A 15,910-nucleotide genomic window follows, 5' to 3' on the forward strand; every position below is an offset into this window, starting at 1 on the left:
AAAAAACCTCACTAATAAGTGAGGTTAATATTTTTAATAATTTCTATATTTTTTTGTTTCTTCAAAAACATACTCTAGAATTTTCTTTTCTTTTTCATCAAATTCTATATTTCTTCTTTTCATTACCACCTCAGCTACTTCAAATACTTTATTTGTTTTATATTCTGTAAATCCAGACGCTCCACCCCAACTATATGACGGCACAAAGTTTCTCGGAAAACCACTTCCAAATATATTAGCAGATACTCCTATAACTGTTCCTGTATTAAACATAGTATTAATACCACACTTAGAATGATCTCCCATCATTAAACCACAAAACTGCAGTCCAGTTTTAGCAAACCTTCCTGTTTCATAGTTCCATAATTTTACCTCAGCATAATTATTTTTAAGGTTAGAATTATTAGTATCTGCTCCTAGGTTACACCACTCACCTAGTACTGAGTTCCCTAAAAAGCCATCATGCCCTTTGTTAGAATACCCCATTAAAACAGAATTATTCACCTCTCCTCCTACTTTACAATGTGGTCCAAGAGTCGTTGCTCCATAAATTTTTGCTCCTAATTTTAATACTGATTTTTCACACATAGCTAAAGCTCCTCTTACAACTACTCCTTCCATTATTTCTGCATCTTTCCCTATGTATATTGGTCCTGTAGAAGCATTTAAAATTGCATATGTTAATTTCGCTCCTTTTTCTACAAAAATATCTGCTCTATTAATACAACTAACGGTTTCTGGTATTGGTTCCGATTGTCTTCCTTCTGTAATCAAATCAAAATCAGCTCGGATTGCTATATCATTTAAAGAAAAGATATCCCAAGTGTTTTTTATTTGTATGATATCATCTTCAAACTCAATTTGTTCATAGCTAGAAAAATCTACCTCTTCTTGTGTATTTACTGTATAAAAAGCAATAACATCATCTCCTTTAAAAATAGCTTGATTCTCTGATAAACCTTTAACCATTTCAATTAATGGCTTACTAGGCAGAAAAGAAGCATTTAACAGCACATTTTCTTCCATTTCTACCATTGGATATTTTTCTTCTAAATATTCTTCTGTAACGGTTGTTGTGGTTAACCCTAAAAATTTTTCCCACTTTTCTCTAATTGTTAAAATACCTACTCTGATATCTGCAACAGGCTTAGTATACGTAAATGGTAACAATGCTGTACGCACATCACCATCAAATAAAATATAATTCATTTGTATTTCTTTTTTGAAGATACACAAACTTACTACTTTCCTTTGATTTTCTAAGTCTAAATTTTAATATTACTTTTGCTCTAACAAAACCAAATTGGTTTTTAATTTTTAAACAATGAAAAAGATTTTAGCCTTAATTATTGGTGTTATTATATTAATTGCAGGACTTTACTATGCTTTTATTTACTATGTTCCTTATAGTGAAGGTGTTCGTTCTGGCGAATTAATAAAAATAAGTCACAAAGGTGTATTTGTAAAAACTTGGGAAGGAGAAATTAGCCAAGGAATTTCTGGAGCTCAAATATTCGCCTTTTCTGTAGAAGATAAAGAAACTAATGTAATTAGTAACTTACAGAAATTTCAAGGTCGTTATGTAAAAGTAACATACAAAGAACGTTTTGGAACTTTCTTTTGGTTAGGTGATACTAAATATTTTATAACCAAAGTAGAAGAAGAAGTTTCTCCACATTTTAGAGGTATAAAACCAAAAGATGAACAATAAAACTCATAAACGAGTAGAAGATACTCGTATTACTATTTCTGAATTAATGTTGCCTTCACATGCTAATTTTAGCGGTAAAATTCATGGTGGTTATATTTTATCTTTATTGGATCAAATAGCTTTTGCTTGTGCTGCAAAACATTCTGGACAGTATTGTGTTACTGCTTCAGTAGATACTGTAGATTTTTTAAACCCTATTGAAGTTGGCGAATTAGTTACTATGCAAGCATCTATAAACTATGTAGGAAAAACCTCTATGGTAGTTGGTGTTCGTGTTGAAGCTGAAAATATTCGTACTGGTATAAAAAAACATTGTAATTCGTCATATTTTACTATGGTAGCAAAAGATGAAGATGGTAATAGTGTTTCTGTTCCTGGTTTAATTGTTAATAGCGATATTGAAGTAAGTCGTTTTTTAAAAGCTGTGAAACGAATAGAAATGAAAAAAAAGCGTCAAGATGAATTTGACAGTGAAGATTTTGTTCCTCACAATTATATTAAAGAATTAGAAGGTTATAATGTAAAAATTAAATTATAAAAAAACCGAAGCTTGGCTTCGGTTTTTTTATTCAAGTTTAAAAGTTTTTATTATCTAACAACATTCCTGCTAACTGTAATAATTGTAATTCGGCATTTTTAGCTGTGTATTTTGCACTACTCACACTTAATTCTGCATTAATTAAATTAATTTGTGCTTGACGAAAATCTATCGAAGTAATTTGCCCTAACTTATATCGTTCATTAGTACGCTCAAAGTTACGTTTATTCGTTGTTACATTTTTTTCTTGTGCTTGTAACGAAAACAATGCATTTTGATATGTTTCCCAAGCATTATTTACATCTCTTTCTAATTGTTCTTCCTGTTGTAATTTTTGAATTTCTTGAGTTTCTAAAGCTATTTTAGCATTGGCTACATTCGTTTTTGTCCTTCCTCCATCAAATATATTCCAAGACAAGTTTACTCCAGCATTTAGCCCTGTTTGAGTATTAGATATTGGACTGAATGCATTCGTTGCATCGTTATTACTTTTACTCCAAGCATACGAGCTTGTTAAACCTACATTTGGCATCCAACCTGCTTTATTAATTTTTACATCTAATTGTCTTAATTCAATATTCTTTTTCGCTTGTAAAATATTAGCATTGTTTGATTTTGCCTTTTGTAAAACATCTATTAAATTTAAATCAATTGCATAAGTAACCTCAGTGTTAACATTTACTTGAGTGTTTACTCCTCTTCCAAGTACTACATTTAAATCTCTTTTTGCATTTGCTAATTGTCTATTTATATCTATATACCGTATACTATCATTATTTACATCAACTTCTGCATTTAACACTTCTAACTTAGTATTCTGTCCATAATCAAAATTATAATTAGCTCTCTTCAAACGTTTTTTAGAAATTTCTAAAGTTTCTTTTTGTGTTACTTTATTTTCTGTTAGTCTCCCTACTTCATAATACGCTAAAAATAATGTTGTCAGCGTATTTTCCATCACTTGACGTGCTTGTAGTTCTGTTAAATTATACGCTTCTTTTAATCGCTTAAAAGTATTCTGTCTATTAAACCCATTAAAAATGGTATAATTTAATCCTATAGAAGCATTATATGATTTAGATTCTGCTCCTGTAACTGAATTTATAGTTCCGTCTTGAAACTCACTATCTGTATTATTATTACTGTAGTTTGCGCCAGCATTTCCAGTTACAGTTGGCAAGTATCCGGTATTATAGATACTCTTATTGTTTTTAGCCGTTTCTAAATTATTCTTTGTAACTCTTATATCGTAGTTATTTTTTAGAGTAATTTCAACAGCTTTTTCTTTCGTTAATACTTCTTGTGCATAAAAAGAAATACTTACAAATAGAAATCCTATAATTAATTGTGATTTTCTCATTTTCTTTTCTTTTACTCTTTTAATTCTTCATTTTCTGCTTCTAACTCTTTTATAGCTCTCTCTACTTCTTCTCTTGCAGGCTTTTTTCCTTCCCATAACCACTTTGTATATACTTTCGAGTAGTTTGATATAGATAATAACACTGGCAGCGTTAAAAGCGTTAAAAATGTAGCTATCATAATTCCATATGCAATTGATATTGCCATTGGTATTAAAAACTGAGCTTGTCTACTCGTTTCAAAAATTAAAGGTGCCAATCCAGCTACTGTAGTAATTGTTGTTAAAAATATTGCTCTAAATCTTGATTTCCCTGCAGCAAACAATGCTTCCTCATATTCCATTCCTTCTTTTAGATAACTATTGAATTTACTTATGAGTACCAATCCATCATTTACCATTATTCCTATCAAGGCAATAATTCCTAAAAGTGATAGAATATTTACGGCAAACCCATGAAACCAATGCCCCCAAGCAACACCTATTAAACTAAATGGTACCATAATTAACAACATAAATGGCTGTCCATATGATCTAAATGTAAATACAATAACTATGTAAATTAATAATAGAATTACCGGTCCTACTACTGCTGCTGAACTTGAAACTTTTGAAGCCTCTCTATTTTGCCCTTCATACAACGCTGTTACTGATGGATTTTTTGCTGTAATTTCTGGCATAATTCTCGTTTGAACATCTGCTAGAATATCCGTAGCACTTCCTTGTGCATTTTTCAAATCTGCATCTACTTTTATTTCTCTTTGTCCATCTAAGTGACTTATCGATATTTCTCCTCGTTCTATTTCATAACTAGCTATTTCTGAAAAAGGGATCCTACTTCCTGTAGGTGTTACAATTCGCATATCATCTAAATTTTTAATTGATGATCGTTCATTTTTATTATACCTAACCCATACTTTTATTTCATCTTGCCCTCTTTGAAAACGCTGTGCTTGTCTTCCAAAAAATCCACTTCTTATTTGGGACATTACTTCATTTAAATTCAGTCCTAATAAATAAGCATTCTCTTTTAATTGTATTTTTATTTCTTTTATTCCTTGTGGATCATTATCAGTAATGTCTTTTAAATCTTGGTTTTTATTTAATTCTGCTTTTAATTCTGTTTTTGCCGCTTTTAATTCTGTTATATTATTACTCAATAACGAAACTGACACTGGACTTCCTCCAAAATTACCGCCTGAGCCAAAAGTTAAGGCTTCTACTCCATAGATTGCCCCTACCTTTTGTCGTATTGCATTCGTAATTTCTCTCGAACCAAATGTTCTAGTTTCTCCTGGTAATAAATTAATTCGTAAAGATGCTTTTGCCGTCCCTGGTCCAATTTGCTTTAAAATGTTTTCTACCACAGGCTCTCCCTCTACTCCATATTTTGCTGTAAACTCCTTTTCTACTGTCCAAGCTTTTGTTTCAATTACAGAAATAATACTATCAGTAATTTGCTCATTCGTTCCTTGTGGCATTGTTAAATTAATAGAAACCCTATCACTAGCTATTGATGGGAAGAAAGTTCCTTTTATGATTCCTCCTTGAAAAGCTCCAATTGTTAACATTAATAATGCTATAGGAATAACTAAACCAAAAAACTTGTTTTCTAATACAAATCTTAATGCTGGAGCATATAATTTATCGCGCATAAAATCCATAAAATCTTCTGCATATTTATTAAATGCATATAATTTCTGATCTCTATGTAATGCTTTTGAATGTGCTACGTGTGCAGGTAAGATAATTAAAGCCTCTACTAAAGAAAGTATTAATGTTAACGCCACAACTGTTGCGACCTCTCCAAAAAACTCTCCTATATTTCCATCTAAAAAGAAAAACATTGAAAATGCCAATACCGTAGTCGTAATTGCCGATATAATTGGCGGAACTACTTCCATTGTACCATCTATTGCTGCTCTAATAGGATTCTTTCCTTTTTCGTAATGATGATAAATATTTTCTGAAATTACAATTCCATCATCAACTAGAATACCTATTACGATAATCATTCCAAACAACGATAATACGTTAATTGTAATATTAAAATACCCTGCTAACATGAACATTCCAAAAAATGCTACCGGTAAACCTGCTGCTACCCAAAACGCTAACCTTGGACGTAAGAATAATGATAAAAATAACATAACTAATAACATTCCTTGCCATGCATTTTTAAACAATAATTCGGTACGTTGATTTAAAGTAATAGATGAATCTCTTGTTATTTCTATTTTAACATTATCGTGTTCTGTATTAAACTTCTCTATGTATTCGTTTATTTTCTCTGCTGATGTAAGTAAATCTTCACTATTAGTATTACTCACTTGCATTCGTACTGCTAAATTCCCATTATAGAAATTTCTATTTGGTGTTTCATTCCAAATATCTTTTACTGTTGCAACATCTTTTAGTCTAATTATTCTTCCCGAAGCATCCGCTTTTACAACTAAATTGTCTAACTCATCTCCATAATACGAACGATTATTTGCTCGTATTAAATATTCTTCTGCTTCTGTTTTTACTGAACCTCCTGTTGTTAAAATATTTGCCGTAGATACTGCATTTGCTACTTGATTGAATGTTAAATCATACGCTAATAAATCATTCTCTCTAACTGCTATCTCTATTTCTTCTGCTGGATATCCTGAAACTGAAATTTGTGAAACCCCATCTATTCTTCTAATATCATTTTCAATATCTCTTGCTATATTTTTTAACGACTTAAGAGGTATTTTATCTCCTGTTACAACAAAACTTATGGTTTCTGCAATATTTTCGATTTTTGCTACTACCGCTGGTTCCATTCCTGTTGGAAAGTTAGGAACTTTGTCTACTGCATTTTTAACATCTGCCAAGACTACGTTAATATCATAACCTTTTAGCTTTTCAACAGTAATACTAGCCGCATTTTCTGATGATGTTGATGTCACTCTATCAACTCCAACTAGTCCTTTTAAATTGTCTTCTATTTTTAAAACAACCCCTTCTTCCATTTCTTGTGGAGATGCTCCTGGATATGCTACATTTATACTAATAAACTTAGCTTCTGTTAAAGGAAAAAAAGAAGATTTTAACGAAGAGAATCCAAAATATCCTAATATTACAAAAGCTATAATAATTATATTTACCGCTACTGGATATTTTATAAAATATGCTATTACTTTTTTCATATCTTATTTTTTTGTCGTGTTTTGAGCTTCAGAAAATATTTTAACTGGCATGCCTGCATAAGCTCCTGCTACAGGTTTATTCACTAATTGCATTCCATTTCTTAAACCTTTTACCACCACTGTACTTTCATTAAAATGAACTGGATCTATTTCTATCAAATCCAAAGCATTATTATTTACTATGTAAAGTGATTTATTTTCAACTAATAATTTTCTATTTACTTCTATAGCTTCTTTTTCTGCTTTTACTGGTACATTAGCTTCTAAGTACATGCCTTCTCTCAAATCTTTCCCTCTTACTTCAATAAACACCTGAACTGTTTGTGATGTTTGATCTATCTTTCCATTAATTCTAGATACTTTTCCTGACCATGCTTTAGTTTTCTCTAAATTATGAAGTTCAACAGTTTTCCCTACTTCTAAAATATCTACAAGCCCTCCATTTACTGATAATGCCAACTCAAATACTGAAGTATCTATAAATTCTCCCATTTTTTGACCAGATCTTACCAAAGTTCCATTTGTTACTAAAGCTTCTGTTAAAATGCCATTAAATGGCGTTTTAATATTATATTTTCCTAACCTAGTTTCTAGGTTTTTTATAGTATAATACGTTGTATATATGTTTCTTCCTGTTATAAAATATTTCTCTTTATCTGATTTTGGACTAGGAAGCGGTTGCACTGTTTTATTAATATCAAAATTTTTCAAATAAGCACTCCAGCTGTCAAAAGAGTCTGGATAATCCAAACGCAAATCTGGCATAATTGAAGCTATTAAGTTTTGTAATGAGCTTCTTTGTGATTGGATAGATGCATAGAATTCTTGATTATTAATTCTTAAAAGTGTTTGCCCTTTTTTATACGATACTCCTACTCTAAAATCTTTCCCTGTAGCTAGTAAAACCCCTTGTACTTCCGAATAAATATCTACTTTATTTTTAGCTACTAAGTTTCCATTTGCCGAAATACTAATTGCTACCTCTTCATTTTTAACTTCTTTTACAAAAACAGTTTTCTCTACTCTCGTTACTTTTTGTTTCGGTATTTTTTTACTGTTTTTTAAATAATTAGATACTAAAAATGAAATTCCAAGTACCACTACCCCTGCTGCTACAATAATTATTTTCCTCATGTTATATATTTTAGTTGCTGATACAACTTTTAGCTGATTTTTGTATTAAATTTTCTTGTACTTTTTTTATTACATTAATTGTTGTTGCAATCTCTTTCTCTGAAATATTTTCTTGTAAAGACTTCGCAAAACTTTCCATTACTGGCAACGTTTCTTTAAATAACTGGGCTCCTTTTTTAGTTAGATGAATGTGATTTATTCTTCTATCTGACTTTGATGGAATTCTAGCTACTAAGCTTTTCTTCTCCATTGTATTTATTAATCTAGTTAAAGAAGTCTTGTCTCTACCTGTTAAAAAAGCAAGTTCTTGTTGTGGCACTCCATTCTTTTCGTTCAACTTTTTTAAAAGCACCCATTGTATTTTAGTTAAATTAATATTCATTTCATAAAAAACATCTTGAATATGATTGTCTATCATTTTCATTGTTTTTCCTAACCAAGGGGCTAATGTATTTTCTAAAGCCATATTCAATCTTCTTAATTAGATACAAAATTAAATTAAAAGATTAATTTAGTTGCATATACAACAAGTTAAGATTCTGTTAAAAATAAAGCATAAAAAACCCGAAGATTTATTGTCTCTTCGGGCTACTTATCATTTTTTAATTAATCGTATAAATATCATTTACTATTTCACTCAATCTAAAATATCCAAAGACCTCTTCATTACTATCATTTATATTAATACAATTTCCTTTTAAACGAGCCGGTGTGGTTTGAAATGGCCCTCCCTCTCCTAGCTGCTCTATTAATAAATCTATGTAATTATAGTATCTTCTTGAAATACCTTGGAGACTTAAAGTAACTGTTCCTCCTTTCAACAACTCCTCATCTTCATACTCTATAAAGTTTTGATTTCCATCGGTAAATTCATCTTTTAAAGTTTCTAAATCTGGAATTGCTAAATTTGATGCTTGAAATACTCCAATATAAAAATTTGCAATACCCTTTGGATCGTCAAAATATATTTTTAGTTTAATTTCATCATCTCCCCCAATCGACGGTATTGCCTCTTGTTCTATGTCTGTAATTTCTACAACAGAAGTTAAACTCTCCGTAGCCCTATAGGTCTTTCCATTATAAACCACCTCTAATTCATATTCGTTATTTATTATTGGATTGAATGTACTTATCGTATAATCTCCATTATTTTGATTTATAAATACAAAAACTTCTCCTGTATTTAAATTCGTTACTTGAACTTGAGCATTTAGAACTGGTTCATTAGGTTTATTTGAAAAATATTCGGTTGATGTACTTAATTTAACTGTCTGATCTGCCCCCGAACTTCCTTTTTCCCATAAAATAGATGCCTCTATCACCAAACGATTACCACCGTTTGGAACACTCACATTTACTACCTCCGAACAAGCATAAAACAAATTAATGATAAGAATGATTACGACTGATTTGATAATTAACTTTTTCATTTTCTTAAAATTTAAAATTATAACTTACTGAAGGGATAATACCAAAAATGGTAGTCTGTGTAGCTTCATTTGCTCCTGTTGTTGCGTTTTGCCCGAAACTAATTGAAGCTGCATTATTACGATTATAAATATTATAAATACTAAAGACCCACTCTCCTTTCCATTTTCTGTTCTTATTTTTTTTAGGTATTAATGTAGCTGAAACATCTAAACGGTGATAAGCTGGTAACCTACTTGCATTTCTTTCTCCATAGGTAGGTATAGACAAACCTTGGTAATTAAACTGTCCATTAGGGTACGTTACTGGTCTTCCAGTTTGGAAAATAAAATTTGAACCAAAACTCCATTTATCATTTAACTCATAATTTCCTGTAAATGAAAAATCATGCGTTCTATCGTAAGCTGTATTATACCAATTTCCGTTATTTATTCCTAAACCTCCTGAAGCATTTCCAGGAGTACGCTGTTGTGCTTTTGATAAAGTATAAGACACCCAACCTGTAAAACTTCCTTTATTTTTTCTTAACAACATTTCCAATCCATAAGATCGCATTTCACCTGTCAAAATCTCACGTTCTATATTATTTTGCGCTATTAAATCCGCTCCATCTATATAATCTACTCTATTGTTTACAGTTTTATAATAAACCTCCGTTTCCAATGAGTACATGTTATTTTTAAAATTCCTGAAATAGCCTAATGCATATTGATTTGCAATTTGTGGCTTTATAAACTTACCACTCGGAGCCCATACATCTAAAGGTGTAGCTGATGTTGTATTTGAAATTAAATGCAAATACTGAGCTGTACGATTATAGCTTGCTTTGAACGAAGATTTATTATTTAACTGATATGCTAAAGCAAAACGAGGCTCAAAGTTTCCAAAAGACGCTACTGTTTTTCCGCTTGAGAAATTTGTTTCTCCTACAGCATCCGCTCGTTCATAAATGCCTAACTCTGAGTTATACACTACAGGTAAGTTATTTTGATATTCATTTAAAGTTTGTCTTCCTAAACGATAAAAAGTACTGTAACGCACCCCATACATTGACGTTAACTTATCTGTAATTTTATGTTCTAAACTTGCATATGCTCCACCTTCAAAAGCAAGCTTATCATCTAATTTTCTAGGATTTATTCCTGAACTTTCATTTAATGGGTTTAACTCCCCTGGATTGAATTGATAATAAATTCCACTTGCACCAAAATTAAATTTCATCTTATCGTTTACATAATAACCAACATCATATTTCAAATTATAGTTATTAATATTCGATTTCCAATCTAAACCTTGCATATCAAGTGCTAAAGCATAATTGTACCTACTATAAATTACAGATAAGTTTGAAAATAGTTTATTATTAAAAATATGATTCCATCGTAAATTACCAGAGATATTCCCATAAGAATTAGAAAATCTTTTAGCTAAACTAAAATCATCTTGTCCTAAATAACCTGATAAAAACAATCTATTTTTATTATCAATCTTATAGTTTGTTTTAAAATTTAGGTCATAAAAACTAGCACTATTACTATTGTTTGCTAATTTCAAAAATAAATGAGCATAGGATGCTCTCCCTGATAACAAAAACGAACCTTTATCTTTAAAGGTAGGCCCTTCGGCTGTAAGCCTACTTGATATTGCTCCAATACCTCCCGTAAGTGCAAATCGCTTGCTATTTCCTTCTTTTTGACGAATATCTAACACTGAGGAAACGCGTCCTCCAAATTGGGCAGGAATTCCTCCTTTATATAATTTTATATCTTTGATAGCATCACTATTAAACACCGAGAAAAACCCAAATAAATGCGAAGAATTGTAAATTATTGCTTCATCTAACAATACTAAATTTTGATCTTCTGCACCTCCTCGCACATTAAAACCTGAAGCTCCTTCTCCTGAATTTGTTACTCCTGGCAAAAGCTGTATTGATTTGATTATATCTACCTCTCCCATAACTGCAGGAATTTTCTTAATTGTTTTTGTAGATAATTTAGTTACACTCATTTGTGGTGTTCGTAAGTTTGTTTTCTTTAATCCTTCAGAATTAATAACTACTTCATCCAACTGTGATGTATCTTCTTGTAGTTCAAAACTGAGTTTTAAACTAGTATTAAGTGCTACTTCTTTTTCAACAGTTGTGTATCCTAAATAAGAAATCAACAATGTATATTTTCCTTTGGGCACTGTTAACGAATAAAACCCATATTCGTTTGTTGACACCCCAAAATTGGTTCCTTTTATAAGGATTGTTGCCCCGGTTAATGTTTCTCCATTTGTCTTGGATTTCAATGTTCCGCTAATGGTAATTTTTTCTTGAGAATACCCTAGAAAAGATGTGAAAATTAGTAGATAAAAAATGAATTTCTTCATACGTGTTTAAATTTTTTATTGGTTTAAAATCATCAAACATAACGAGAAGAACTAGTATGTATTTGCTTATTTTATTGGGCTTGGAGCGAAATACTTATTTTAGGAGTGAAAAGTATCAGATTAACTTTTCTTTAAGAACAAAGAAGGTAATTAGTCTTTTTTAATACAATGAAATTTTTGTTTTCACATCTTTTAAATAGGTTTTTGAAACGGGCACTTTTATCATTTCTGAATCACCTAATATTAAATTAGGCTTTTGATTTAAGTATTTTAAACTTTCAATATTCATCAAATTCACTGCATACGAACGGTGACATTTAATTAAAGATGGAAACTCTTTTAATTCATTTAAAATTTTTGAGAATCGTGTTCTTATACTTTGTTCTATAAGCCTACCATTCTTTATATATTTTATTAAAATATATTGATTTTGTGACTCTATAGCATAAATTGTATTGATGGCTATTGTTAATTTACAAACATTATTCTCATCTAATACCTTAATTAAATCATCATTTCCTGAAGCTATCTTATAGTGCTTTTTTACTACTTTTAAATCTTTTTCTAATGTTATTTTGTCATTTAATAACTGCTTTAAATAAGTATACACTAAAATGCCCATTACTGGATATAATAGCACTACACACAAGCCTACATACGTTAAAAAAGAATATAAAAACATCTCTTCTAGAATGTTATCAATTGTAATAACGTCTTCTTCAAATACAAAATAATCAATAATAGTAGTAACTAATACTATTAATAATACATCAATAAAAAACCATTTTAAAAAATATTTTATGGTATAATTTTCTGCAGAAAATAACTTTCGTAAAATAAACTGACTAAATGCCAAAACTAAAAATATAACACTCGAAAAAAATAATAAAAGCAATAAAAGCTCTACAATGTTATAACTAGTATTTTTCATTTCTGCATAAACCCCAAAAGGTTGATACATTACTATAAAAAGCATCAAAAATATTGTACTGCTCGTTGCATAGAACCATTTTTCTTTCTGAGAATTAAAAAACTGAAATGGTATATCTAAAAACTGTCTTATTTTCATTAGTTGACTTTATAAGTTTAATCACATTTAAAACAGTTTCAATTTGAAAATAGTATAAAACTCTTATATTTTTATACAAAACATAATATAACTCCACAAAAGTAGCTACCATTAAAAAGAGGCGATTTTCATAATGAAAATCGCCTCTTTAGTATTTATTCTTTTTATTCTTTATTTACTCAAATACATCTTACGTCTTGAATATAAATCATAAAACTGATCGTCTTTTAAATCGTCAATAAATAAAATACTTTCTCCAGTTGATTTCATTTCTGGACCTAATTTTTTATTTACGTTAGGGAATTTGTTAAATGAGAATACTGGTTGTTTAATTGCATATCCTTTTAACTGTGGATTAAAATCAAAATCAGTTACTTTATTCTCTCCTAACATTACTTTTGTTGCATAATTTACATAGGGTTCTCCATAAGCTTTTGCAATAAAAGGAACTGTTCTAGAAGCTCTAGGATTTGCTTCAATAATATACACCACATCATCTTTAATTGCAAACTGAACATTAATTAAGCCTACCGTTTTTAACTCTCTTGCAATTGTATACGTATGATCTTTAATTTGCTGCATAATCAAATTACCTAAATTAAAGGCTGGTAAAGTAGCGTTAGAATCTCCAGAATGCACTCCGCAAGGCTCAATGTGTTCCATAATACCAATGATATAAACATTACCATCTGCATCACAAATTGCATCTGCTTCTGCCTCTATTGCACCATCTAAATAATGATCTAATAATAATTTATTTCCAGGCATACCTTTTAATAAATCAACAACATGTTCTATTAATTCTTCTTTATTAATTACAATCTTCATCCCTTGCCCTCCTAATACATATGAAGGTCTTACTAAAATTGGAAAATCTAATTCTTCTGCTAAAGCTAATGCTTCATCTGCTGTTTCTGCAATCCCAAATTCTGGATAAGGAATCTTATTTCTTTTTAATAAATCTGAAAAACTTCCTCTATCTTCTGCTAAATCTAAAGCCTCAAAAGAAGTTCCTAGTATTTTAATTCCATATTTAGTTAGTTTCTCTGCTAGTTTTAATGCAGTTTGACCACCTAACTGAACAATTACTCCTTCTGGATTTTCATGCTTAATTATATCATAAATATGTTCCCAGAAAACTGGTTCGAAATATAATTTATCTGCTGTATCAAAATCTGTTGAAACAGTTTCTGGATTACAGTTAATCATAATTGTTTCATAACCACATTCTGCTGCTGCCAAAACTCCGTGCACACAACAATAATCAAACTCAATTCCTTGTCCAATTCTATTTGGACCAGAACCTAAAACAATAACTTTCTTCTTATCAGAAACTACACTTTCATTTGCTGGCAACTTATTTCCGTCTACAGTTTCTACTTCATTTTCAAAAGTTGAATAATAATATGGTGTTTGTGCTTTAAACTCTGCCGCACAAGTATCTACTAATTTATAAACACGCTTAACTTTTAACTCTTCACGTTTTTTATAAACTTGACTTTCTAAACACTCTAACATATGAGCTATCTGACGATCTCCATATCCTTTTTGCTTAGCTTCTAATAATAAATCTCTATCTAAAGTATCGATTGTATATTTAGAAATTTCTTTTTCTAAATGATACAATTCTTCATATTGCTTTAAATACCACATATCTATTTTAGTGATATCATAAATTTTACTCAATGGAATCCCCATTGCTATAGCATCGTAAATAGCAAAAACTCTATCCCAACTTGCATTGGTTAATTTTTCTATAATTTGGTTATAATCTTTATAGCCTTTACCATCTGCTCCTAAACCGTTACGTTTAATTTCTAATGATTGTGTTGCTTTATGCAATGCTTCTTGGAACGAACGTCCAATTCCCATTACCTCACCAACTGCTTTCATTTGCAATCCTAAAGTTCTATCTGATCCTTCGAATTTATCAAAATTCCAACGTGGAATTTTTACGATTACATAATCTAATGTTGGTTCAAATAATGCTGACGTAGATTTTGTAATTCCGTTTTCTAATTCATCTAAAGAATAACCAATCGCTAATTTTGTAGCTACTTTTGCAATAGGATATCCTGTTGCTTTTGATGCTAACGCTGATGAACGTGAAACACGTGGATTAATTTCAATTGCAATAATATCTTCTTTTTCATCTGGCGATACTGCGAATTGCACATTACATCCCCCTTCAAAATCTCCAATAGAACGCATCATTTTTATTGCCAAATCACGCATTTTCTGAAATGTTTTGTCAGAAAGCGTCATTGCTGGTGCTACGGTAATCGAATCTCCTGTATGTATCCCCATAGGATCCATATTTTCAATAGAACAAATAATTACTACGTTGTCGTTTTTATCACGTAATAATTCTAATTCATACTCTTTCCACCCCATCATTGCTTTATCAATCATCACCTCATGAATTGGTGATGCTTCTAAACCTCTTCTCAATAGTTTATCAAAATCTTCTGGATCATATACTATAGAAGCTCCAGCTCCACCTAATGTATAAGAAGAACGAATTACTAATGGAAAACCAAACTCTTGTGCTATTTCTTTTCCTTTTAAAAATGATGTCGCTGTAGCTTGTGGCGCCATTGGAACATCTATTTTCAACATCAATTCTCTAAACTGTTCTCTATCTTCAGTAATATTAATTGCATCTATGTCTACACCAATTAATTTTACTCCAAAATCTTTCCAAATTCCTTTATCGTCAGCTTCTATACATAAATTTAACGCTGTTTGACCTCCCATTGTAGGTAAAACCGCATCAATTTGTGGATGCTCCTTTAAAATTTGAATAATTGATTTTGTAGTTAGGGGCAACAAGTATATATGATCTGCCATTGATGGGTCAGTCATAATTGTTGCAGGGTTAGAATTGATTAAAATTGTTTCAATTCCGTCTTCTCTTAAAGATCGTAAGGATTGTGATCCAGAATAGTCGAATTCACACGCCTGACCAATAACGATTGGGCCAGAACCGATGATTAAAATAGATTTAAGGTCTTGTCTTTTAGGCATTTTGTTGATTTGTTGTGTTGTGTTGGTAAAAATAAAAATTGTTTGGGTATAAAAAAAGGTGTTACTAAAAAATAGTAACACCTTAATTAATTAA

At 30.5% G+C, this 15,910-nt stretch carries 11 protein-coding genes and 1 pseudogene; 2 read left to right on the top strand and 10 right to left on the bottom strand.

The window, feature by feature from the left end:
* Nucleotides 1-33: 33 nt before the first annotated feature.
* The gene (locus Q0881_RS14125; RefSeq protein ID WP_299161548.1) at nt 34-1,209 is read right to left on the bottom strand and encodes a GlmU family protein; all 1,176 of its coding nucleotides are present in this window, start codon (nt 1,207-1,209) and stop codon (nt 34-36) included.
* Nucleotides 1,210-1,324: 115 nt separating this feature from the next.
* Between Q0881_RS14125 and Q0881_RS14130 the strand changes: the two genes are divergently transcribed.
* On the top strand, nt 1,325-1,711 hold the full coding sequence (locus Q0881_RS14130) for a 6-phosphogluconate dehydrogenase (RefSeq protein ID WP_299161550.1): 387 nt from the start codon (nt 1,325-1,327) through the stop codon (nt 1,709-1,711).
* Nucleotides 1,701-2,249: an acyl-CoA thioesterase gene (locus Q0881_RS14135; RefSeq protein ID WP_299161552.1), complete on the top strand. Its 549-nt coding sequence runs from the start codon at nt 1,701-1,703 to the stop codon at nt 2,247-2,249. Before Q0881_RS14130 ends, Q0881_RS14135 begins: the two co-directional genes overlap by 11 nt.
* A gap of 37 nt (nt 2,250-2,286) precedes the next feature.
* Here the strand turns inward: Q0881_RS14135 and Q0881_RS14140 are convergent, their stop codons facing one another.
* The 9 genes and pseudogenes from Q0881_RS14140 to carB form a co-directional block, all read right to left on the bottom strand.
* Nucleotides 2,287-3,609 carry a TolC family protein gene (locus tag Q0881_RS14140; protein WP_299161554.1) on the bottom strand — a complete coding sequence of 441 codons (1,323 nt, stop codon included), beginning with the start codon at nt 3,607-3,609 and terminating at the stop codon, nt 2,287-2,289.
* An 11-nt stretch (nt 3,610-3,620) separates the two neighbouring features.
* Nucleotides 3,621-6,782 (bottom strand): efflux RND transporter permease subunit, encoded by a 3,162-nt coding sequence (locus Q0881_RS14145; RefSeq protein WP_299161556.1) that lies wholly within the window; start codon nt 6,780-6,782, stop codon nt 3,621-3,623.
* 3 nt (nt 6,783-6,785) lie between these two features.
* Nucleotides 6,786-7,916 (bottom strand): efflux RND transporter periplasmic adaptor subunit, encoded by a 1,131-nt coding sequence (locus Q0881_RS14150; protein ID WP_299161559.1) that lies wholly within the window; start codon nt 7,914-7,916, stop codon nt 6,786-6,788.
* A 10-nt stretch (nt 7,917-7,926) separates the two neighbouring features.
* Entirely contained in the window at nt 7,927-8,382 is a 456-nt protein-coding gene (locus Q0881_RS14155) for a MarR family transcriptional regulator (RefSeq protein ID WP_299161561.1), read from the bottom strand.
* A gap of 136 nt (nt 8,383-8,518) precedes the next feature.
* Complete coding sequence (locus Q0881_RS14160) at nt 8,519-9,346, bottom strand: DUF4249 family protein (protein ID WP_299161563.1); 828 nt, start codon at nt 9,344-9,346, stop codon at nt 8,519-8,521.
* A 1,332-nt stretch (nt 9,347-10,678) separates the two neighbouring features.
* Nucleotides 10,679-10,750, bottom strand: coding sequence for a hypothetical protein (locus Q0881_RS17880; RefSeq protein WP_366139569.1), 72 nt, complete (start codon nt 10,748-10,750; stop codon nt 10,679-10,681).
* Between the two features lie 325 nt (nt 10,751-11,075).
* A pseudogene (locus Q0881_RS17885) lies at nt 11,076-11,720 on the bottom strand (TonB-dependent receptor); the annotation flags it as partial.
* A gap of 160 nt (nt 11,721-11,880) precedes the next feature.
* Nucleotides 11,881-12,789 carry a LytTR family DNA-binding domain-containing protein gene (locus Q0881_RS14170; RefSeq protein ID WP_299161567.1) on the bottom strand — a complete coding sequence of 303 codons (909 nt, stop codon included), beginning with the start codon at nt 12,787-12,789 and terminating at the stop codon, nt 11,881-11,883.
* Nucleotides 12,790-12,960: 171 nt separating this feature from the next.
* Entirely contained in the window at nt 12,961-15,816 is a 2,856-nt protein-coding gene (gene carB / locus Q0881_RS14175; protein ID WP_299161569.1) for a carbamoyl-phosphate synthase large subunit, read from the bottom strand.
* Nucleotides 15,817-15,910: the final 94 nt, after the last annotated feature.

Origin of the sequence: uncultured Tenacibaculum sp. (assembly GCF_947494125.1) — a bacterium.
Classification (GTDB): Bacteria; Bacteroidota; Bacteroidia; order Flavobacteriales; family Flavobacteriaceae; genus Polaribacter.

Bases quoted from the DNA above. Each gene is read 5' to 3' on its own strand.
- Q0881_RS14125 (WP_299161548.1), bottom strand. From the start codon at position 1,209: ATGAATTATATTTTATTTGATGGTGATGTGCGTACAGCATTGTTACCA.
- Q0881_RS14130 (WP_299161550.1), top strand. From the start codon at position 1,325: ATGAAAAAGATTTTAGCCTTAATTATTGGTGTTATTATATTAATTGCA.
- Q0881_RS14135 (WP_299161552.1), top strand. From the start codon at position 1,701: ATGAACAATAAAACTCATAAACGAGTAGAAGATACTCGTATTACTATT.
- Q0881_RS14140 (WP_299161554.1), bottom strand. From the start codon at position 3,609: ATGAGAAAATCACAATTAATTATAGGATTTCTATTTGTAAGTATTTCT.
- Q0881_RS14145 (WP_299161556.1), bottom strand. From the start codon at position 6,782: ATGAAAAAAGTAATAGCATATTTTATAAAATATCCAGTAGCGGTAAAT.
- Q0881_RS14150 (WP_299161559.1), bottom strand. From the start codon at position 7,916: ATGAGGAAAATAATTATTGTAGCAGCAGGGGTAGTGGTACTTGGAATT.
- Q0881_RS14155 (WP_299161561.1), bottom strand. From the start codon at position 8,382: ATGGCTTTAGAAAATACATTAGCCCCTTGGTTAGGAAAAACAATGAAA.
- Q0881_RS14160 (WP_299161563.1), bottom strand. From the start codon at position 9,346: ATGAAAAAGTTAATTATCAAATCAGTCGTAATCATTCTTATCATTAAT.
- Q0881_RS14170 (WP_299161567.1), bottom strand. From the start codon at position 12,789: ATGAAAATAAGACAGTTTTTAGATATACCATTTCAGTTTTTTAATTCT.
- carB (WP_299161569.1), bottom strand. From the start codon at position 15,816: ATGCCTAAAAGACAAGACCTTAAATCTATTTTAATCATCGGTTCTGGC.